We start from the raw sequence: 20330 nt of genomic DNA on the forward strand, positions 1-20330 counted from the left end.
TACGAAGCGCAGCGACGGCGCCAGCGAGCATCATCGTGGCAAAATCACGTCGCCAGCCGGGACGGCCGCTTTCGACGACCCTTGCAAAGGAGGGAAATGTTGGCCTGGCAGGCCAAGCCGGTCCATGGAACCGGGAAGACGGCACGGCCGCCGTCGAAGTAGCCTTTCGGCGGCACCGCCGTTCGGACAGGAACGACGGCGCCGCGAGGCATGTAACCGCAGCTAGCTTAGCGCGCGAGCGCCAACTGTACCGTCGAAGAGCGTGTCGCGTCAGCCCGCCGGGTTTCGATCTGGCTTCGGATGTCGGCAAGCACAGCGGTGCGACAATCCTGCGCCTTGCGTTCGGCGGCAAGGTGCAGGCTCGCCACCCGATCGCCACAGACTGAGCGCGCCGCCCGGTCCATGCGAATGGCAAGCCGCTGCTGTCCCTCCGCTGTTGCAAGATCAAGCCCCTTTAATTGCAGGACGGCCTTGTCCTGCGCGAACGGGTTATCGCCGGTGGCTGCAGTGGCGGACGTGGCAAAAGCCAGCGACGCCAGTGCAAGGACGCCAATCTTCATCATCGTCTCCTAAGCGCAAGTAGAGCCGCCACTCTAAGGTGACTGCCACTCATATAGCGCTTACGTGGAGAATTGACAATCGATCACGTCATGAGAAAATCCTCTATCGCGCTAGTATTACCAGGGATGCCAGCTCTGTAATACTTCCCAACATGCCGACGGGAAGTTTCAGTGCGCTAGTCACCGAATTTCCGGCAACTTCAGCCGACGTCGTGACGTCGATACTCCGGGCTCCGGGCATCGACCATGCGCGCACAGTCTCGACCGGGAGAAGAACCTTCCAATGCCGCCCGCCCTGCGCCTGCACGAGATGTCCGTTGATGAACACCGGCAGGTCCGCATCAGCACGGCGCCCGGAAACGAGGAGGCAGTCGGTCGGTGCGCAAGACACCAGCCGTGCGTTCTGGCGAGGCGCAGCGACTGCCCCCGTCGCGGAAAAGGCTACGACGGCGCTCGCTGCAACGAGGACGCGTGCGAAGCCGTTCCAGCGCCTCGAGCCAGAGCGCATTACCGCCCCCTCGCGCCGTTTGCGCTGACGCTGCGGATTGCTTCTGCGCGAACTTCCAAGCCCGCACGGAGCACCTGCAGCATCATCGTTGCAAGCCGCCTGGCTAAGCCGTGACGTCCGGACGATGTGTTGGGAAAAACAGTCCTGACACTCATTGCGGCCCTCACCTTGCGTCTTGATGAGGAGACTGAACCCTGGAGGGTCATCAAGGCAGAGGCAAAATGTCGATGCCGCCCATAGCTGCGGTCTATGATCTGGGCTGTGCCCGGATACGCCGGAAGACTTCATCGATGAACAGCTGGGTTGCCGTATTCCGCTCGGGCTCCGCACGAGCCAGAAGGAAGATGTCGTAGGACGGCTCAAAGTCGGTGTGCAGCAGCGGCCAGAGAGCGCCACGCTCGATCTCGGCGCTTACGACCGGCGTGGGCAGGAAACCCATGCCGACACCGCACAGGATAAGCCGCCGCGCCTCGTTCATGTCTCCGGCCAAGCCAGCCACGCGAGTGCCGAGTCGGTATCTTCGACGCAACTGCGTCACGGCTTCTATTTCATCGTCGCCCATGAGAACGAAAGGCTCGTCGGCCAGTTCTTTGGGCTGCGTGATGCGATACCCGAACAGCGGGTGGCTGCGCGCGCAGTAGAGCTGCTGACGTTCCACGAAAAGAGGCTCGTAGACGAGACTTCCGCGCACGCTGTTGTCATAGCCGATCCCGACTTCGACCTCGCCCGCTTCGAGCGCCTCCAGCACCTGGCGCCATGCGGACACGCGAATTTCGATCTGAATGTCCGGATTGCGCCGATGAAAGCTCGCTATCGCCTCGTCGAACTCGGGGGAAACTATCGCGGAGACGATCTGGATGCGGACCAGTCCCTCCACCCGCTTGATGGCCTGGGCCACCTGATGAGGCATCAGGCGCGCGGATTCGAGCATATCCTCGCACAGAGCCATCATGGCCTTGCCGGCGGCCGTCATCTCGACACCGCTCGCCGAGCGATGGAGCAGGGTGGCCCCGACATGGTCCTCAAGCCGCTTGAGCGCGGCGCTGATGCTTGGCTGCTGCTTGTTGAGCTGCCGCGCAGCCGCGCCGATGCCCCCTGCCCGCACGATATCGACGAACGTGCGCATCAGGTTCCAGTCCACCCGGCTTGCGAATTTCCGGTCGGTCGGCGGTGTGCGGTCGCTCATTCGTCTTCTGTCCATCGGCTTCGCCGGCGTGATAGAACAGAGTGCTGCCGCATAGCGAGAGAGTATCACCTCATTGCGATGCGGCGATGCACCTGCTTTTCGAGTCAGGGGTTTGGCTGCCCTGCCTTCTTCAGTTCGCCCTGCGGCCACCAGGTAAGCCTGTGGGCATCATGCGCCGTAGTCCACACGCCAGCTGGCGTGTATCGCAGGGCGCCGCTGCCTGCGGCCTTGCCGAAGCGCCCCTCTACTGCAGAGGTCCGGGCATCGATGACGGCGAATTCCTGGTCGTCCGTGGTTCGTAACCAGACCTTGCCATCACCGGTATCGATGTCCCCCCACTTCAGGTTCGCACCGACCTTCACGCGTCCCACGATCGCGAGCGTTTTCGGATCCACCCGGGCCACGGTGCCGTCACCCTGCTCCTGGACCCAGACCGCTCCCTCGCCAGCGGCAAGGAAGCCGGGCTGCGCACCCAGCGCCACGCGGCCAACGACGCGGTTGCTTCCGGGGTCAATACGCTGGAGCGACTGCCTCTCAGAACTCACCGCCCACAACGCTCCCTGGCCGAAGGCAAGGTACCAGGTGCCCGGATCCACCGCGACCTTGGCGATCACCTTGTTGGTTGCCGGGTCGATACGCGAGACCACGCCCTTGTCATCGCTGGCCACCCAGACCGAACCGGCCCCCGCCACTACGTTGAGCTCACCTTGCGGGTTGGCGATCCCGGTAGGAACAGCGGCGATGACTTTCGCGGAGCGGGTATCGACGCGCTTGACGGCCCCTTCCTTGCAGTCCGCCACCCAGAGAGACCCATCCGCAAGCGCCATGACGCCACAAGGCCGCGCCATCGGCACCTCCGCCAGCTTGCCATCGCGAGACCACCGCTCGACCCGACCTTGGTTCGTGGACCAGACGGTTTCGCCGTCTACCGCGAGAAAGTCGGCATATCCGGGCACATCGATGACCTGCTCGGCGTGAGCGGCGACAGCTCCCGTCGCTGCTGAACCGGCCAAGGCTGCAATCACCATCCACTTGCGCATGATTTCCCCCTTTGCGAGATGTCGAGCTGCTCCTCAGGCCGCACGTGCCATGAAGGCCCGCCAGCCACCCAGGCTGGTGATGTCCTCCGCCCCGTTCACAGCGCGCGGTTCGGCCACGAAGCCTTTCACGCTGCTGCCGTCTGCCAGAGTGACCGTACCGATTGCCAGGGGCGCCGGTACTTCGGCGACGAAGCTGCCGAATTCCGCCACGCCCAGTTCATAGACCTCGACCGCGATAGCGGCGCCGTCCTCACTGTGGACGAGCGCCGGCTTCGCCGGCACGCTATCCGCCATCGCGTAGAGGCGGTAAGTCGGCGCTGTTTCGAAGGCACCGACGAATTCGGCGTCGCGCGAGGTCAGCTGCCAGTGAAGCGGCATGTCCTTGAGATGGGCGCCGACGACGGCGAGCTTAACGGTCTGCATCTTTCCCTCCAGGTCGAGTGGCGGCGCCGCGGGTAGATCCGCAACCCCAAGGTAAGCGTCGGCTGCGTTTAGCAGCGCGCGGTCGGTATCCGCTGGCCCGATCAAGGTGATCCCGAAGCCGGTGCCGTTGCTGCGAACGCCCGCAGGAACGGCAAGAGCCGCCATGTCCAGCAGATTGACGAAATTGGTGTAGAGCCCGAGATTGCTGTTCAGCGCCACAGGAGCCGCCAGCATCTCGGTGACCCGGTACGTCGTACCGGTCGTGGGGAATGCGAGAATGTCGACGGAGTGCCACATCAGGTCCGCATGGCGTTTCAGTTCGGCCATGCGGTAAATGCCGTTGAAGAGATCCACTGCGCTCATGTCGGCACCCGGTTCGACGACGGCCCGGACCGTGGGATCAACCGCGAGAGGGTTGGTCGCAAGGATTTCGGCCATGGCTGCTGTCCGCTCGGCCACCCACGGCCCGCCGTAGAGCAGTTGAGCGGCTTCCAGCAGCGGCGCCAGATCGATCTCGACGATCTCTCCCAGCGTCGCGAGATTTCGTAGAGCTTCGTCGTAGAGAAACTCGGATTCCGGATCGCCGAACCACACCCGCTGATCCCGCCGGGGCACGCCGATGCGTTTCGCCGTGACGGGACGGTCCGCCAGGGCCTTGGAATAGGGGTCCGCGACATCGAAGGCTGCCACCACCTGATCCACCAGACGAGCATCGGCGGTGTCGTCGGTGAACACAGTGATGCAGTCGATGGTGCGGCATGCCGGGACGAGGCCCCGCGTGCTCCAGCGTCCCTTCGTGGGCTTGAACCCCACAAGATGGTTGAATGCCGCCGGCACCCGGCCGGAACCCGCCGTGTCCGTTCCGAGCGCGAAAGCCACGAGACCCGCCGCCACCGCGACCGAGGAGCCCGAGCTTGATCCCCCGCTGACGTACGCCAGGTTCGACGTATTGCGGGGAATGCCGTAGGGGCTGCGCGAGCCGTTCAGCCCGGTGGCAAACTGGTCGAGGTTGGTCTTGCCGACACACACGGCGCCTGCCGCGAGCAGGCGTTCGATCACCCCGGCGTCGGCTTCGGGCTCATAGGCGAACGCGGGACAGGCCGCCGTTGTCTCGAACCCGGCCACGTCGATGTTGTCCTTCACTGCGAAGGGAACACCCGCCAGCGGCAAGGTCTCCCCGGCTGCGAGGCGCGCATCGACCGCGCGAGCCGCGGCGAGAAGCGTTTCCCTGTCCGCGCGGCTGATCCAGATCTGAGGCTGGACGGCGTCGTACGCCTCGATCCGGGCGAGCGTCTCCGTGGCGACGGCCACGGCCGTCGTGTCACCCGCGTTCACCGCAGCGGCGATGCCCTTCGCGCTCAGGCGCATGGGGAATGCAACGGCCGCACTCATGCGTTCCGCCTCAGGGCCAGCATGGGGGCGCCGGGGTGTAAAGCCTGGCCTTCCCTGATGTAGAGCGCCTCAACGGTGCCCGCCCCCGGGCTTTCCACCGAACATTCCATTTTCATTGCCTCTATGACGGCGATCCTGTCGCCGGCTTCTACAAGGTCTCCGGCGCCGACCAGCAGCCGGGTCACGCTTCCACCGTATGGCGCTTCCACCAGGTCGGAGCCCTCCGGCAGGAGGATTGCGTCGTCGGCAGGAATGTCGGCCTGCCCCGCAGCCTCCGCCTGGTCGAACTCGCCCCGGCGCTGCCAGTCGGCGCGCTCCTCGTCGAATGCCGTTTGTCGGCGCGCCTCGAACTCGGCAATTTCCTGCGCATTTTCAGCAAGGAACGCGCGGTAGTCCGCGAGCCGGAACTCCGAAGGCTCGATACGCAGCGCTCGCCGACCCGCCGGAAACTCCCTCCGCCAGTCCGCCAGTTCATCCGCACTGACCGGATAGAAGCGGATCTGGTCGAAGAAGCGCAGCAGCCAGGGCTTGCCCTCGGTGAAGGCCTCGGTCTGCCGATAGGTGTTCCAAACCTGCACGGTACGCCCGAACAACTGGTAACCGCCCGGCCCTTCCATGCCGTAGATGCACATGTAAGCCCCGCCGATGCCCACCACGTTAGGCGGCGTCCAGGTTCTTGCGGGGTTGTACTTGGTGGTGACCAGACGATGGCGCGGATCTACCGGTGTCGCCACCGGGGCGCCCAGATAGACGTCGCCAAGCCCCATGACGAGGTAGTTAGCCTCGAAAATCAGGTTTTCGACAGCGGCCTGGTCGGGCATGCCGTTGATGCGGCGAATGAACTCGATGTTGTCGGGGCACCAGGGCGCGTCGTCGCGCACGGTCGCCATGTACTTCTCGATCGTCTCGATCGTCGCGGGATCCCGCCAACTGAGAGGCAGGTGGACGATACGCGAGGGGATCGTGAAATCCTCCAGATCCCCCAGCCGCTCCTCGGCGGCGACCAGCACGGCGAGGGCCGCCTCCTGGTCCATCGCCACACCGTCGAAGTGCAACTGGAGCGACCGGATGCCGGGTACGATATCGACGATGCCCGACAAGTTCTGTCGCTCGAGTTCGGTCATCAGCGCGTGAACGCGGATGCGAAGCTCGATATCGAGGACGATCGGGCCATACTCGACCAGGATGTTGCGATCGCCCTGCTGCCGGTAGACCGTGCGGGGACGACCGGGCGTTTCCGCGATCTCAGCCAGTACCGGCGACAACGTCGTCAGCGCCCGTTCCGGTGTGGGCGGCGGTAGTGTGCCGTCCGCCACGAGACGGCGCTGCATTGCGTCGGCCGTTGCCGCGTCCGCGATGGTCACGGGCGCGAAGCGCAAGGTATCCCCGGGCGCGAGTTGGCCGATCTTCCAGCGATCCGCCGCAATCACCACGAAGGGGCATACAAAGCCGCCAAGTGACGGCCCGTCCGGACCGAGGATAATCGGCATGTCGCCTGTGAAGTCGACGGCCCCGATGGCATACGGATTGTCATGGATGTTCGACGGGTGAAGCCCTGCCTCACCGCCGTCGGTGCGCGCCCATCGCGGCTTGGGGCCGACGAGACGCACGCCGGTGCGGTTGGAATTGTAATGGACCTTCCATTCCGCCCCCAAGAATGTCTCCACGTCGTCGGGAGTGAAGAAGTCGGGCGCGCCGTGCGGGCCGTAGAGCACGCGCAGTGTCCAGTCGTTACTGACCGGAGGCAGCGCGACCGGGGGCAGCTCCGAACCCACCGGCTGACTGCCGAGATGCACCGTATCCCCTGCAAGCAGCCGCCGCGCTGCGTGTCCGCCGAACTGACCCAGCTCGAAGGTGCTGCAACTGTCCAGATACGGTGCGATATCGAGACCGCCGGCGAACAGGATATAGCCCCGCATCCCGCCTCGGGACGCACGCCCGAGAGCCAGCGTCTGACCCGAACCGATGTCAAAGGGCACGCCGCGTTCGACGGGAACGCCGTCAAGCGTCGCCTCAAAGTCGGCGCCCATCAGGCACACCCGAGCCGGGGCGATGAATGCCAGTGTGGGCCCGGTGACGGTGACCTCAAGACCCGCCAGCCCTTCCGGGTTGCCGAGCAGGCGATTGCCTAATCGGAAAGACTGGTCATCCATCGGCCCGGACGGAGGGACTCCGACGGCCCAGAGCTTCTGGCGCCCAGGCCAGTCCTGCACGGTCGTCGAAGTGCCGCCGCTCACTACACGGAAGGCCCGGGGCTCGTACAAAATCGTGTCCAGCACGCGTGTGGACACCTCACCGCTCACGAAGGCGGGCGAACGCACCACCTCGCGCAGCCAGCGCAGGTTGGTCTCCATCCCGTCGGCACGACTGGCGTCAAGTGCGCGCTGCGCCGCCTCCACCGCTTCGGCCCGGGTAGGGGCATGAACGATCAGCTTGGCCAGCATCGGATCGTACCAGGCGCTGACGGTGGTACCGGCCGTGCACCAGGTTTCCACACGAATGTCGGCCGGAAACTCAAGGCAGGTCAGTGTTCCCGAGGTGGGACGGTAATCCAGCGACGGGTCTTCGGCATAGAGCCGCATCTGGACCGAATGGCCCTGCGGTTCGGGCGTACCGACATCGAGGAAGCCATAGTCTCCCGCCGCTCCACGCACCATCCATTCGACCAAGTCGATGCCCATCACCGCTTCGGTGACGCCGTGCTCCACCTGGAGGCGCGTGTTCATCTCAAGGAAGAAGAATTCCTCGCGGTCGGCGTCGTAGAGGTACTCGACCGTGCCGGCGGAACGATACTGCGCCGCTTCACCCAGGCGGATGGCAGAGGCAATCAGCTCTGCGCGGACGCTGGCGGGCAGCGACGGTGCAGGTGCCTCCTCGACCACTTTCTGGTTTCGTCGCTGCAACGAGCAGTCCCGCTCTCCCAGCGCCATGACCCGGCCCTGCCCGTCGCCGAACAGTTGCACCTCGATATGGCGGGCCCTGCGGATGTAGCGTTCAAGGAAGACGCTGGCGTCGCCGAAGTTGCTGAGGCCCTGGCGCGCCACGGCTTCGAAGGCATCGCGCAGCGCCACCTCGTCCTCGCAGACCCGCATGCCGATGCCGCCGCCACCTGCAGTGGCCTTCAGCATGACCGGGTATCCCACTTCCCCGGCTGCGCGAACCGCTGCCTCCTCGTCGCTGAGAAGGCCGGTGCCCGGCGCGAGGGGAACGTCATGGGCCGCCGCCAGCGCTCTGGCGCTGTGCTTCAGCCCGAATGTGCGGATGTTCTGCGTCGTGGGTCCGATAAAGACGATGCCGGCTTCGGCGCAGGCTTCGGCGAACTCCACGTTTTCTGCCAGGAACCCGTAGCCCGGGTGGATTGCTCCTGCGCCGGTCCGGCGTGCAGCATCGAGGATCGCCGCGATGTTGAGATAGCTGTCGGACGCCTTGGCCCCGCCGATGCATACCGCCTCATCGGCAAGCGTCACATGGCTCGATCCTTCATCGGCCTCCGAATAGACGGCGACAGAGCGCAGCCCCATGGTGCGCAACGTGCGGATGATACGGGTGGCGATCGCGCCGCGGTTCGCGATGAGGACGGTGTCGAAGCTCATGCGGCAACGATCATGCGCACGGGGGTCGGGTTGAAGCCGTTGCATGGATTGTTCACCTGCGGGCAGTTGGAAACGACAACGATCACGTCCATCTCGGCGCGAAGATCGACCGTGAGGCCCGGCGCGGAAATCCCGTCCACGATGCCAAGCGAGCCATCCGGCTCGACCGGCACGTTCATGAAGAAGTTGATGTTGGAGACGATGTCGCGCTTGCCCCGTCCTTCCATGAGATTGGCCTCCAGGAAGTTCTCGACGCAGGCGTGCTCGGCCTTGGTGTGATGGCCGTAGCGCAAGGTGTTGGACTCGCACGAGCAGGCGCCGCCGATCGTGTCGTGGTAATCCACGGACGTGGCGGCGATTGTCATCATCGGACGCCCTTCGTTCGACAGCAGTGTGGTGCCTTCCCGAAGAAACAGATTGCCCTGAGCCGCCACGGTGTCTTGCGCGCTATAGCGCTCCGCGTCGTCCGCCGCCGCATAGAGCAGGAAGTCGACGGCCTGGTTACCTTCCAGGTCGACGATACGCAGCGTCTGCCCTGCGTCGATGTGATGCAGCCAGGGCGCGCGCGCGGGGACGACAGCATCGTGGATCACGGTGCCGGTGAGACCGGAAAGGTGGGAATCGGTGCTCATAGCCTTGGCCCTTTCAGCGGCGGAAATAGTCTTCGACGTTCTTGAAGGCGCGCAGGCCCTCTGGCGTGGCGGTGCGAACGGGATCATCCTCGCGCGTCACCGGTCCACGCCAGGCGGTGACGCGCAGGGGCGTGACCGAATAGCTCTCCCGCGGATCGAGGACGTGAGGTACGTTGGCAAGGACGACGATCACGTCCATCTCGGCGCGCAGCAGAACCGTACGACCAGCCTCGAACGGGCCGACTTCAACCGCTATGGCGCCATCCGCCGCGATCCGTGTGCCCTTGAACAGGTTTATGCAGGGGTGGACGTCGCGCCGCCCCAGACCATGCTTCGCCGCGCCGAGGAGGAAGCGGTCACGCCCGTTCGGAAAGGCGCCGCTGTTGCGACCCTCACCATACTTGGCGGTGTTGGTTCCGGCGTTCGATGTCCCGCAGAACGTGTCGTGCGTACCCGCATCGTCCTGCAGGATACTGAACAGCACTCGCCCCATGTCCGAAAGCAGCAGCTTGCCTTGTCCAAGGTACGCGTTCCATTGCACCTTTACCGTGTCGGCGACGTTGAGCCGCTCTGCAGGCGCTTCGGCATTGAACACCAGAAGCGATGCGCAGGCGTCACCCTTCAGATCGACGAGGCGCAGGCGGGTGCCACGCGACAGCCGACGTGTGGCGTATCCACCGGCGGCCACGGTTTCCTCCCAGAGCAGGTCCTGCTCAGTCACATCACGCGGCAGATCGTCGGCATGGGGAGGCAGCACCGGCATGGCTTCGACCACGGTGCCTTCCATTGCGCGCGCATGATCACGCGCGGCAAGCGGGTTCGCTAGAATTGCGGTCATGAATTGGCTCCGATGGAGGGAAAGGGAGTGACGCCCTGGTCGTGCAGCGGCGGTAGCAGCGATGTCGTGGTCACGAGTTCCAGCTGCTGCACACCGCGCACACGGCGGATGGCATCGCAAAGTTCCTTCAGCCGTATAGCCGGGCCCTGCACGAGAAGAACTTCGAGTGACTGGTCATCTTCGAGCACGACATGCTGAGAAGAGATGACTTCCTTCAAGTAGTTCGCCTGGGTCTGCGACAGCTGGTGGCGCACGCGCCCCCTTTCGCCCCTGTAAACGAGCGTGATCGTGCCGGCGAGCATCTCATCCGGGCGGATGAGGGATTCATGTTCGGCCAGCGCGTGCCGGATCAGCTCGGCGATCAGCTGCGAGCGTGACGGGAGGCCGCGTTCCGCAACCATCAGGTCCAACTGTCTGAAAAGGCCGGCGGGGAGGCTCATGCTCAGCCGTGCCAGGCCTGCGGATTCGGAGCTCATGGAAACCTCTTCTCAGTTATTACCTATTGCGTCAATAGTAATACTTGGAGGGGTGGGCTCGGTTCGGTTGCGCAGCGGAAGGTCGTAGATCGCCGTAGCGCCGAAGCGGTGCGGCGCGTGCGGATCGTGGCGGCGCTTGTCGAGCGCGAGGACGCGTGTCCCCAGCGTGAAGGCCTCCCGGATGTCGTGCGTCACCATTACGATGGTCAGCGCATACTCCTGCCACAGACCGCGTATGAGCGCGTGCATGTCAGCCCGGATGCCGGGATCGAGCGCGCCGAACGGCTCGTCCAGCAGCAGGATGCGCGGCCGCTTCACGAGAGCCTGCGCGATCGCCAGTCGTTGCTGCATTCCGCCTGACATCTGGGCGGGGTAGAGATGGAGGCTGTGCCCCAGCCCCACTGCCTCGAGCATGGCGGTTGCCTCTTCCTCGGCCTTGCGCCGCGACTCGCCGAACAGACGCGCGGTGAACGGTGACTGCGCGCATTCGAGGCCCAGCATGGTGTTGCGCAGCGCAGAGAGATGAGGGAACACGGAATAGCGTTGGAACACCACCCCGCGGTCGGGTCCGCACTCCGGCTTCAACGGAACACCATCGAGCAGGATGCTGCCTCGGGTGGGGGCTTCCTGGCCCAGGATCAGGCGCAGGAAACTGCTCTTGCCCGCTCCCGAGGGGCCGACCACCGATACGAAGGAGCCTGCGGCTATGTCGAGGTCGAGTTTTTCGATGATGATCCGGTCGCCATATTCGACCCAGACGTCGCGGAAGCTGAGGAGCGTGCTCAATGGCGTTCTCCATGTGCCCAGGGGAACAGTCGCCGGCTCAGCACGGTGAGCGCGACATCCATGAGGATCGCAAGAAGTGCGATCCATGCGACATAAGGGATGATGACATCCATCGAGAGATAGCGTCGCACCAGAAAGATGCGGTAGCCGAGCCCTACATCCGAGGCGATCGCTTCGGCCGAGATCAGGAACACCCATGCCGGTCCCAGCGCCAGGCGAATGGCGTGGATCAGGCGCGGCATGGCCTGCGGCAGTGCAACGCGGATGATGACCTGCCAGCTGCTGGCGCCAAGCGTCTGCGCCTTAATGATCTGCTCACGCGGCAGCGAAGCGACATGGGCCGCTATGTCCCGGATCATCACCGGAGCAACGCCGATGACGATAAGGGCAACCTTGGCGGTCTCGCCCAGGCCCAGGGCGATGAAGAGGATGGGCAGCAAGGCGATCGGCGGAATGACGGCGATGCCCGTGACCAGCGGCCCGAGTGTCGCGCGCACCGGCGGCAGGGCGCCAAGAGCGATCCCGACGACTAGTGTGCAGAGCGTGGAAATGCCCAGCCCGATGCCAAGCCGCTGCAGGCTGGCGAGCGTGTCCGCCCAGAAGACCAGCTGGCCGGAGAGAGGATCCGGCTGAAACAGCAGGACGGACATACTCTCCACCATGCTGCCGGGCAGCGGCAGGATCTTGTCCAGAGGATTGGCCGCGTGGCGATTGGCTGCCATCACGAGGTAGACCAGGGCCAGGACCACGATCGGGGCGGCGCCGAGGAGCAGCCGGTCCCCTCGCCGAACTTGACGATTTACCCAACGCATTGTCATGTATCCCCTATCGGGTGGAGCCGCAGTAGCGGAGTCAGAGCTTGCCTTCGGCTGCCATCTTCATGAAGCTTTCGTCGAAGCGCAGTGTGACGCGCGCAGGGTCGCCAAGCGTTTTGCCGCCCGGGAACGCGATGCCCACTGCGTCTGCGGTTGCGGCCCCCTTGAACAAGCCCTTCGAAAAGCTGAAGTCACGGACGCGCGTCATCGTGGTCACCAGCGCGGGGGAAGCGGTGGCCGTCACGGCTGCCTTTGGATCCGCGTAGAGGTGCGTGGTGCTCAGCTGCCGGTCGAAAGCCTCCGGTGTAGCGCCCGCAAGCTTTGCCATCGCCGCCCGCGCCTGCCGGCCCTGTTCGTCCTGTCGCGTCATCAGGGCCGTAGTCTCGTACCATATGCCCGCAAGCGCCTTGCCCAGCTTCGGGTTGGTCTTGAGAGTGGCGGTGTCGACGCAAAGAAGATCCAGGATCTCACCGGGGATATCGGCGGAACTGAAGACCTGCTTGGCCCCTGGCTGGCCCTTTATGGCGGTAAGCTGCGGATTCCAAGCAACGGCGACCTTCACGTCCGGGCTTGCGAATGCTCCCACGATGTCCGCATCTGCGGTGTTTACCGTCTTCACGTCATTAGGCGCGAGGTGAACCGTATCCAGCGCCCGCGCCAGCAGGTAGTGCGACACCGAAAGCTCGACGAGGTTGACTGGCTGTCCCTTGATGGACCCAAGGTCGCCCGCCCCCTTCATCACGATGCCGTCGTTGCCGTTGGAGTAATCGCCGACGATGATCGCACTGGTGTCTTTGCCGCCGGCTGCGGGAATGGTCAGCGCGTCCATGTTGGCGACCGTCACGCCGTCCAGCTTGCCTGCGGTGAACTGATTCACTGACTCGACATAGTCATTGACCTGAACGATGTTGATCTTGAGGCCGTACTTGTCGCCCCACTTCTTCACGATACCCGCCTGCTGAGCGTAGGGCCAGGGCATCCAGCCCGCGTAGATCGACCAACCGATGTTGAACTCGGTGCGCGGCTGCGGCGCTTGTGCGGTCTGCGAGCAGGCGGTCGTGAGCAGCGCCCCCGCAACCAGTGCTACCCCGGCCATCCGACGGATAGGTGCGATCATGAATCAGTCCCCTTTCGCACTGCAGCATTGCTGCGAAAGGGAGCCTTGTCCATCACAAAAATATTACTCGATCCAAATTTTGTAATACCATGCGATGCGTCGGGCCGCGCAGTTCAGGAGCCGGGCGATTCTCTCGCCGGTTACCGCGCCCGGCCCGCCTGCTTGCGCGACCGCACACGACCACGTGTTCCGGGGACGGCATGGTCGTGCAAAGGAGGCAGGAGCGCGGTCGTCGTGACCAGCTTGAGCTGGTGCACGCCTCGAATGGCTCTGAGGGCGTCGCACAGCGCCTTCAATCGCCCTGCGGGCCCTTGGACGAGCAGCACTTCCAGAGACTGATCATCCTCGAGGAAGACGTGCTGGGAGGAAATCACTTCCTTCAGATAATCAGCCTGGCTTTCCGCAAGCTGTTGGCGCACGCGCCCGCGATCACCACGATAGACAAGGGTGATGGTGCCCGCGAGCATCTCCTCCGGCCGGGTGAGCGCCTCATGTTCAGCCAGCGCATGGCGGATCAGCTCGGCCATGAGCTGCGATCGGGAAGGCAGGCCCCGCTCCTCAACCATCATATCCAGTTGCCGGAACAATTCGGCAGGAAGGCTCATGCTGAGACGCGCCAGACTGGCGGAATCCGCGCTCACGCTGTGTTCCCTCTGGCCACGGTCACACTCCTCACGTCCGGCATCTCCATTCACCGGCAGGCAATCGCCGGGTGACCTGTCCGGATGACGCTGGGAGGAGAGGGGTACAGAAGTCAAGGCCGTGGACGCTTCCATGCCCGGCGATCATGCGCCATCCCACGCCAACATGACGCCGAAGCCCTCCTGGCGCCGCTCCAGCTTCGCCCGCAAACCTTGTCGTCATCGACGAATCAGCAGGCCTACTGCCATCGCCGGCGCCTGCGTGCCGTACCTGCGGGTGTTACCAATGGATCCGCTGAATGGCCGTTTTCCGCAACTTCCGCTTACAAGCCAGCAAAACGAAAGAGCTCACGATTAATACGCTTGACGAGAAACGTAATATCCATAGCGTGTACATAGTCGCCTGGCAGAGCGACGACATCGGGAGGGCATCTGCAAACAACAGGCTGGCGCGCCAGCCTGAATGGGGGTTTCGATGGAACAACTGCCACTCTCCTGTACAGCCATTCCCGAGACCGGGCGGACGGGCGAGCATGACCGCACCGTCAGCCGTGTGAAGCAGACCGTGTTCGACCTGCTGCCGCCCGCTTACCTGGTGCTGATCACCTGCTTCTGGGCCCTCGCGCCGGCCTGGTTGACCGGCGCCGCATGGACTCTCCCGGTGACCTCGCTGGTGATCACACTCAGCGTGCTGGGGCTGGAGTGGGTGAACGAACGGCATGCCGGCTGGCGCCTGAACACCCGCGAATTTCTGACTGACATGTTTTACGTAGCGCTGGGGGCTACGGCGATCGCCTGGGCCAACGCCGAACTGGCAGAAGGCCCGCTGAAGGCGCTGAAGGAGACGCTTGGCCTGACGACACCCTGGGCGATGCAACTGCCCTTCCTGGTCCAGGTCGCCATGGTGGTCCTGGTCATCGAGTTTGGCCAGTACTGGATGCACAGGCTGATGCACAACGTCACACCGCTTTGGCTGACCCATGCGCCGCATCACCACCTGACGCAGCTCAATGCGGCGAAGGGCTATGTCGGAAACCCTATCGAGTTGTTCCTGATCAGCCTCAGCGTACTGGCCCTGTTCGATCTACCCGCGACTGCAATCTTCTGCGGCATCAACATTCTTGGCGCGATCTCCACCTTCGCACATGCCAATGTTCGTGCCGACCCGCCGCCGTTCTATTCGTTCTTCTTCACGACGATACGGCATCACAGCCTTCATCACTCCACCGACTACGAAAGCACCCGCTGCAATTACGCCAATTCGCTGATCCTCTTGGACCGCCTGTTCGACACATACCGCGAGGGTGAAGCGAGCGTCGTGGGCCAGGACGATCTCCGGCGCCTTTCCATCCGGGAGCAGTTCGTGTTTCCATTCCAGCCCGTCATCGCCTGGATCAGGGCGAGGCGCGTCGAAAAGGTGCCCATGGTGCGCTGAACCGGCACGATCAGCCTCATAGCACTCAACCAGAACTCAACCCCGCCCAGAAGTCGGGACGAGAGGCGAACCGGCGCAACATCCGCGAAGATGGCCGGGGCGTCATGCCAGGAAAGCGGTAGCCGCGAGCATTGGCGCAGGCAGGCCAAGGCAACCGGAACCTCAATCAAGGACAGGGAAGCACATGAGACATCGCGCGAAATTGAGGGCGGCGCTGCTGTCAGCGACGGTATTCACAGGCACCGTCAACGCACTGCCGGCAGTGGCACAGGACGGCGCCGACGCCATCGCTGCGGAGGGCGACGCCATCGTGGTCACGGGCACACGCCGCGCCACGACCATCATGGACACGCCCATCAACATCTCCGCGATCGGCGCCGACGAGCTCGCGCGGCAGCGGATCGACGATGTTCGTGATCTGGCCGACTTTACACCCGGCCTGACCATCTCGGACACGGGACCCGGATCGACCGGGTCCATCGTACTACGCGGTCTCAATGCATCCGACACCGGTTCGGACGGAGCGAACTACGACGACTCGCTGGGCATCTACCTTGGCGAAGTGCCGCTCTATTATGATTTCAAGCTGCTTGACATCGCACGCGTGGAAACGCTGCTCGGCCCGCAAGGGACCCTCTACGGTCTCGGCACGCTGGCCGGAGCCATCCGCTACATCCCGAACCGACCGAATGTGGGCGCCTTCGAAGCGGACGCACATGGTCGCCTCTACGCCAAGAGCCATTCGGACAACTTCGGCTACCAGGCCGACGGCATGATCAACATTCCCATCGTACGCGATCATGTCGCCTTCCGCTCCGCAACCGGCTACTACTACGATCCGGGATTCATCGATTACCCCCTGCTCTTGCAGACGCCGGGCGTTTCGCTGCCCCAACCGGGCGGCCTCGACGGCCCAACCCCGTCGGAATATGCCGCGAATTTGCGGCGCCGGGAGGATCTCAACTTCGAGAGGACGTTCACCACCCGCAACCAGCTGATGGCGCAGACGAGCGAGGATCTGAAGGTCATCTTCACCTACGCTTTCCAGCGCACAAAGACGGACGGCGCACAGTCCAACAGCTACGGCGTGCTCGGAACCGGCCGCTACCAGAACGCCAGCCGCTACGAGGAGCCGGTCAACCGTCGCGCGCACCTGGCGAGCATGGAGATCAACGCGAACATCGCCGACATCGTCGATCTCGTCTCCACGAGCGCATACACCGATGTCCGCAGCCGTTCGCAGAGCGACAACACGGACCTGCTCCTCGACCTCGACTACGACTACGAGCTTTTCCCCGCCTTCTCGAGCTGGAACGAAAGCGATACCCGGCGCAAGCAGTTCAACCAGGAGGTGCGGCTCGTATCGCGGCATGGCGGCCCGTTCAGCTGGGTGCTCGGCGGCTTCTACAATGAGCAGAAGTACAAGAGCGATTATGCCGAACACACGCCCGGCCTTTCGGCGGAACTCGGCGTTCCAGATAATCCGGATGACCTTGAATACGTCAGCTACACCCGCTCCAAGATCACGGAGAAGGCGCTCTTCGGCGAAGGCACCCTGAAGGTCACGCCCGAATGGCAGGTCACTGGCGGAGCGCGCTACTTCAAGTATACCTCCAACATCGAAGGCGCCCTGGTGCTGCCTCTGCTCGGCGATCCTCTCAGCCCGTACGATGTGGAACCGGGCGGTGGCAGAGCCAAGCAGGATGGATGGGTCTGGAAGTTCAACACCTCCTATAACTTCACTCCCGACCTGATGGTATATGGTACCTACAGCAAGGGCTATCGCATCGGCGGCCCCAACAGAGTCGCGCCTTGTCCGGAACCACTTGGAGATACGCAGAACGCCTGTGCCCTGCCGAACGAACTGATGTATGGGCCGGATAAGACCCGCAACGCTGAAATCGGCGTTCGCATGCAGCTATTCGAGCGCAGGGTCTCGTTCAATTTCAACGTCTTCCACATTAAATGGGACGGGATCCAGGTGGATTCCGCCACCATCAATGGTGCGACCGGCATCACCGTGAACGGAGGATCGGCGAAATCGCAGGGCTTCGAAACGTCCTTCCAGCTGCGTCCGATACCGGAGCTGACCATCCAGGGGAGCTACTCCTACACGGATGCGAAGCTCACCGAAGACGTACCCGGCATCATCACCATCCGAACGACGCCGAACAATTACGATGGACGTCCCAAGTTCACGCAGCTCGATGCCCTTGACGGTGACCGGCTGCCAGGATCGGCGAAGAACTCGGGCAGTCTGGGCGCGACGTACACCGTCCCGATGGGCGAAGGCAGCCTGAGCGCGAACTGGACGGCGACATATCGCGGAAACGTGTTGTCCCGTATCGGTTGGGATCGGGGCTACGGGGACAAGATCCCAAGCTACGTGCTGCACCGCGCAACGCTGGCTTATGAGACGGACCGGTACACGGTCAGCCTCTTCGCCAACAACATCTTTGACAAGTACGCGGTCGTCTCCATCGGGCAGGATCGCTCGCGCATCGGCGTGAACGATGGAGTGGCGGTCCGGTTCTACCGTCAGACGGTGGTCAATCCACGCACCGTCGGCGTGGAGGCACGCATCAAGTACTGAAGGCAGCGCCGCCGCCCCGGGTGGGCGGCGGCGCTTGCTAACCGCTTATGCCTTGACCCGCCAGCCACGAACGCGCTGGCTCCAGGGCGGCTTCGTAAGCGCGCCATTTCTCCAGGCCATCCCTGTTCATCGGCCGCCGCACCTGCGCCGCGCTCGGTGTGGCAACGGCCGTGCGGTTCTCATGAAACGAGAGGCATGCCTCATTCCAGTCGAGGCCGCAGTGGGCCAGCAGCCTGCGGGTTTCCCTCTCCTGATCGGCGACAAGACTCTCGTAGGACAACTGAAGCACCCGCCCGGGCCAGAGACGTTCCCACATGGCCATCAACCGATCGAAGCGCGCGAAGTAGCGGGCAGTGTCCATCAGGTCGTAAGAGTAGGCGTAGTAGGCCGACTGGCTGGCGAACAGGTTTTTGTAGTTGCTCCAGATCGTGTCCATCGGATTGCGGCGCAGGCAGACTATCCGCGCTTCAGGCAGAGCCTGGGCGATGTAGCCGATGTAGAGGAAGTTTGCCGGTAGCTTGTCCGTGAAGCGCGGCCTGGTGTGTCGGCGATGGGCATCCGCGCGCACCAGGTACGCCTCGCCAAGACGGCGGTGATCGATGGCGCGGCTTGCTGCGACCGTCGCGGCATCGAGAACCCGGCGCGAAGAGGCGCCGTCGCTGTGGCGGGCGGCCAGTTCCTTGACCGCAAGAGGCATCGCCTGCAACTCACCGGCGGCCTCGACCTCCGGATGGGAGGACAGGATGCGGTCGACCAGGGTCGTCCCTGTCCGCGGCATTCCCACGATGAAGATCGCGTTCGCACCGTCGGCTCCATCAGCGGCGACCGGGGGCGATCGACTGCCGGCGAACGCTGCTTCGATGGCGTCGAAAATCGACTTATCCTGTTCGAAGTCATAGCCTAGGGCCGATTTCTGCGCCGCATTCGCCACAGACAGGTGCCGGAAGGAGGCTGCCGTATCTCCTACATCCTCCAGTTCCTTAGCCAGCGCATAACGAATACGCAGGGCGTCGTCCGGGGCGACCGCCGCCTCGAGGGCCGAGCCCAGCCTCGCCACGTGATTGCGGTCAGCCGATTGGCGAGACAGGATGGCGAGCGCGTAATGCGCGCGCCCGTTAATCGGATCCTTGGTCAGAATGGTTTCGTAGTGGCTGCGCGCCTCGTCCACCCTTCCGGTAAACCCGCAGGCAGCGGCCAGGTTGTAGCGAAAGCTCACGTTGTGCGGATCACCCGACACCGCCGCCCGAAAGGCAGTCAGTGACGCTTCATGGTCGCCGATCCGCGCCAGGACGCAGCCAATCGTGTCACAGGTCAGCGGATCCGTCGGCAGGTTGGCCAGGGCACGGTGCGCCGCCGCAGCGGCTTCACCGTCCCGGCGCGCTAGCGAAAGCAGTTTCGCAAGCTGGGCAAGATGCTCTGATTCACCGCCCCGCTCGACGGCCGCTTGCACCAGCGGAATGGCTCTGGTGATATGGCCTGCCTCCGCCGCAGCCATGCCGAGCAGGAAGAAGCCCTCCGCGTGATCGGGGCTGGCCTCCACCAGACGTCCCGCCGCTTCGACAGCGGCCTGAAGATCGCCTTGGGCAAGCGCGGCGCGCGCATCCTGTACAGGCATCAGCGGAAAGGGTGCACCAAGGGCGCCACAGCAGCTACCATCGTTCCGTCATCACTCCAGAGGCTTGGCCAAAGAAGATCACAGGCATAGCCATGTGTCCAGCCTGTCAGCCCACGCAGAAGGCGCCGCCGGGCAGCACAGGTGCAGCGGGGCAGCGTTGTCATGACCAAAGGCGCATCTCTTATCCGCCGGCATGGCACACTGTGGAGCCAAACCCTGTCCCGTAAGTTGGCTAAGTCATGAATGTCGATCTGCTTCCTCATATGTTCGCGCTCGCAGCGGCCTATGGGCTTGCGCTTCCGATTGGATGGAATCGCGAGAAGGAAGAACGAAGTGCGGGAATCCGGACCTTCCCGCTTGTCGCTCTGGCCAGTTGCGGCCTTATTCAGGCGACGGAGCGGCTGACGGCCGACGATCCGGAAGCGATGGCGCGCATCATCGAAGGCCTCATAACCGGCATGGGCTTCATCGGTGGTGGTGCGATCCTCCGGCTCAAGGATTCTGTCAGGGGGACGGCGACAGCGGCCAGCCTCTGGGTCACAGGCGCGATCGGCGTCGCTGCGGGCGTGGGATCGTTCGACGTGGCGCTGGTTCTCAGCGCGACGACGGTGATGACCTTGTGGCTCCTGACGCCCTTGAAGAAACTGACGAACGCCGATCCGAAGGACGAATGACCGCCG

At 63.9% G+C, this 20330-nt stretch carries 16 protein-coding genes; 3 read left to right on the top strand and 13 right to left on the bottom strand.

Features of this window, described 5'->3' with window-relative positions:
• Positions 1-227: 227 nt before the first annotated feature.
• The 12 genes from C2R25_RS03345 to C2R25_RS03405 all read right to left on the bottom strand — a co-directional run bounded on the left by C2R25_RS03345 (position 228) and on the right by C2R25_RS03405 (position 13971).
• Complete coding sequence (locus tag C2R25_RS03345) at positions 228-560, bottom strand: UrcA family protein (RefSeq protein ID WP_103727877.1); 333 nt, start codon at positions 558-560, stop codon at positions 228-230.
• Between the two features lie 755 nt (positions 561-1315).
• Entirely contained in the window at positions 1316-2254 is a 939-nt protein-coding gene (locus tag C2R25_RS03355; protein WP_103727878.1) for a LysR family transcriptional regulator, read from the bottom strand.
• Between the two features lie 104 nt (positions 2255-2358).
• Positions 2359-3294 carry a YncE family protein gene (locus tag C2R25_RS03360; RefSeq protein ID WP_103727879.1) on the bottom strand — a complete coding sequence of 312 codons (936 nt, stop codon included), beginning with the start codon at positions 3292-3294 and terminating at the stop codon, positions 2359-2361.
• Positions 3295-3327: 33 nt separating this feature from the next.
• The gene (gene atzF, locus C2R25_RS03365; RefSeq protein ID WP_103727880.1) at positions 3328-5109 is read right to left on the bottom strand and encodes an allophanate hydrolase; all 1782 of its coding nucleotides are present in this window, start codon (positions 5107-5109) and stop codon (positions 3328-3330) included.
• A complete protein-coding gene (gene uca / locus C2R25_RS03370) occupies positions 5106-8702 on the bottom strand; it encodes an urea carboxylase (RefSeq protein WP_103727881.1) in 3597 nt (1198 codons plus the stop codon). Before uca ends, atzF begins: the two co-directional genes overlap by 4 nt.
• The gene (locus tag C2R25_RS03375) at positions 8699-9334 is read right to left on the bottom strand and encodes an urea amidolyase associated protein UAAP2 (protein ID WP_103727882.1); all 636 of its coding nucleotides are present in this window, start codon (positions 9332-9334) and stop codon (positions 8699-8701) included. Before C2R25_RS03375 ends, uca begins: the two co-directional genes overlap by 4 nt.
• A 13-nt stretch (positions 9335-9347) precedes the next feature.
• Entirely contained in the window at positions 9348-10172 is an 825-nt protein-coding gene (locus C2R25_RS03380; protein WP_103727883.1) for an urea amidolyase associated protein UAAP1, read from the bottom strand.
• Positions 10169-10648 carry a CopG family ribbon-helix-helix protein gene (locus C2R25_RS03385; protein WP_103727884.1) on the bottom strand — a complete coding sequence of 160 codons (480 nt, stop codon included), beginning with the start codon at positions 10646-10648 and terminating at the stop codon, positions 10169-10171. The genes C2R25_RS03380 and C2R25_RS03385 overlap by 4 nt, the downstream gene beginning before the upstream one ends.
• Positions 10649-10660: 12 nt before the next feature.
• Positions 10661-11434, bottom strand: coding sequence for an ABC transporter ATP-binding protein (locus C2R25_RS03390; protein ID WP_103727885.1), 774 nt, complete (start codon positions 11432-11434; stop codon positions 10661-10663).
• Positions 11431-12246, bottom strand: coding sequence for an ABC transporter permease (locus tag C2R25_RS03395; RefSeq protein ID WP_103727886.1), 816 nt, complete (start codon positions 12244-12246; stop codon positions 11431-11433). Before C2R25_RS03395 ends, C2R25_RS03390 begins: the two co-directional genes overlap by 4 nt.
• Before the next feature lie 40 nt (positions 12247-12286).
• A complete protein-coding gene (locus C2R25_RS03400; RefSeq protein WP_103727887.1) occupies positions 12287-13366 on the bottom strand; it encodes a putative urea ABC transporter substrate-binding protein in 1080 nt (359 codons plus the stop codon).
• A 140-nt stretch (positions 13367-13506) separates the two neighbouring features.
• A complete protein-coding gene (locus C2R25_RS03405) occupies positions 13507-13971 on the bottom strand; it encodes a CopG family ribbon-helix-helix protein (RefSeq protein WP_369825687.1) in 465 nt (154 codons plus the stop codon).
• Between the two features lie 511 nt (positions 13972-14482).
• Here C2R25_RS03405 and C2R25_RS03410 point away from each other — a divergent pair.
• Together C2R25_RS03410 and C2R25_RS03415 are read left to right on the top strand one after the other, a co-directional pair.
• Positions 14483-15442 (top strand): sterol desaturase family protein, encoded by a 960-nt coding sequence (locus tag C2R25_RS03410; RefSeq protein ID WP_103727901.1) that lies wholly within the window; start codon positions 14483-14485, stop codon positions 15440-15442.
• A gap of 184 nt (positions 15443-15626) precedes the next feature.
• The gene (locus C2R25_RS03415) at positions 15627-18035 is read left to right on the top strand and encodes a TonB-dependent receptor (RefSeq protein WP_103727889.1); all 2409 of its coding nucleotides are present in this window, start codon (positions 15627-15629) and stop codon (positions 18033-18035) included.
• 37 nt (positions 18036-18072) lie between these two features.
• Here the strand turns inward: C2R25_RS03415 and C2R25_RS03420 are convergent, their stop codons facing one another.
• Positions 18073-19650: a sulfotransferase gene (locus C2R25_RS03420; RefSeq protein WP_103727890.1), complete on the bottom strand. Its 1578-nt coding sequence runs from the start codon at positions 19648-19650 to the stop codon at positions 18073-18075.
• A gap of 239 nt (positions 19651-19889) precedes the next feature.
• On the opposite strand from C2R25_RS03420, the gene C2R25_RS03425 reads away from it, so the two are divergent.
• Positions 19890-20324: an MgtC/SapB family protein gene (locus tag C2R25_RS03425; RefSeq protein ID WP_103727891.1), complete on the top strand. Its 435-nt coding sequence runs from the start codon at positions 19890-19892 to the stop codon at positions 20322-20324.
• Positions 20325-20330 lie beyond the last annotated feature (6 nt).

The organism is Novosphingobium sp. HII-3 (assembly GCF_002916655.1).
GTDB classification, from domain to species: Bacteria; Pseudomonadota; Alphaproteobacteria; order Sphingomonadales; family Sphingomonadaceae; genus Novosphingobium; species Novosphingobium panipatense.

Coding starts and splice junctions, on each gene's coding strand:
- C2R25_RS03360 (WP_103727879.1), bottom strand. CDS start 3,294: ATGCGCAAGTGGATGGTGATTGCAGCCTTGGCCGGTTCAGCAGCGACG.
- C2R25_RS03415 (WP_103727889.1), top strand. CDS start 15,627: ATGAGACATCGCGCGAAATTGAGGGCGGCGCTGCTGTCAGCGACGGTA.
- C2R25_RS03375 (WP_103727882.1), bottom strand. CDS start 9,334: ATGAGCACCGATTCCCACCTTTCCGGTCTCACCGGCACCGTGATCCAC.
- C2R25_RS03425 (WP_103727891.1), top strand. CDS start 19,890: ATGAATGTCGATCTGCTTCCTCATATGTTCGCGCTCGCAGCGGCCTAT.
- uca (WP_103727881.1), bottom strand. CDS start 8,702: ATGAGCTTCGACACCGTCCTCATCGCGAACCGCGGCGCGATCGCCACC.
- atzF (WP_103727880.1), bottom strand. CDS start 5,109: ATGAGTGCGGCCGTTGCATTCCCCATGCGCCTGAGCGCGAAGGGCATC.
- C2R25_RS03410 (WP_103727901.1), top strand. CDS start 14,483: ATGGAACAACTGCCACTCTCCTGTACAGCCATTCCCGAGACCGGGCGG.
- C2R25_RS03395 (WP_103727886.1), bottom strand. CDS start 12,246: ATGCGTTGGGTAAATCGTCAAGTTCGGCGAGGGGACCGGCTGCTCCTC.
- C2R25_RS03405 (WP_369825687.1), bottom strand. CDS start 13,971: ATGAGCCTTCCTGCCGAATTGTTCCGGCAACTGGATATGATGGTTGAG.
- C2R25_RS03345 (WP_103727877.1), bottom strand. CDS start 560: ATGAAGATTGGCGTCCTTGCACTGGCGTCGCTGGCTTTTGCCACGTCC.
- C2R25_RS03355 (WP_103727878.1), bottom strand. CDS start 2,254: ATGAGCGACCGCACACCGCCGACCGACCGGAAATTCGCAAGCCGGGTG.
- C2R25_RS03400 (WP_103727887.1), bottom strand. CDS start 13,366: ATGATCGCACCTATCCGTCGGATGGCCGGGGTAGCACTGGTTGCGGGG.
- C2R25_RS03380 (WP_103727883.1), bottom strand. CDS start 10,172: ATGACCGCAATTCTAGCGAACCCGCTTGCCGCGCGTGATCATGCGCGC.
- C2R25_RS03420 (WP_103727890.1), bottom strand. CDS start 19,650: ATGCCTGTACAGGATGCGCGCGCCGCGCTTGCCCAAGGCGATCTTCAG.
- C2R25_RS03385 (WP_103727884.1), bottom strand. CDS start 10,648: ATGAGCTCCGAATCCGCAGGCCTGGCACGGCTGAGCATGAGCCTCCCC.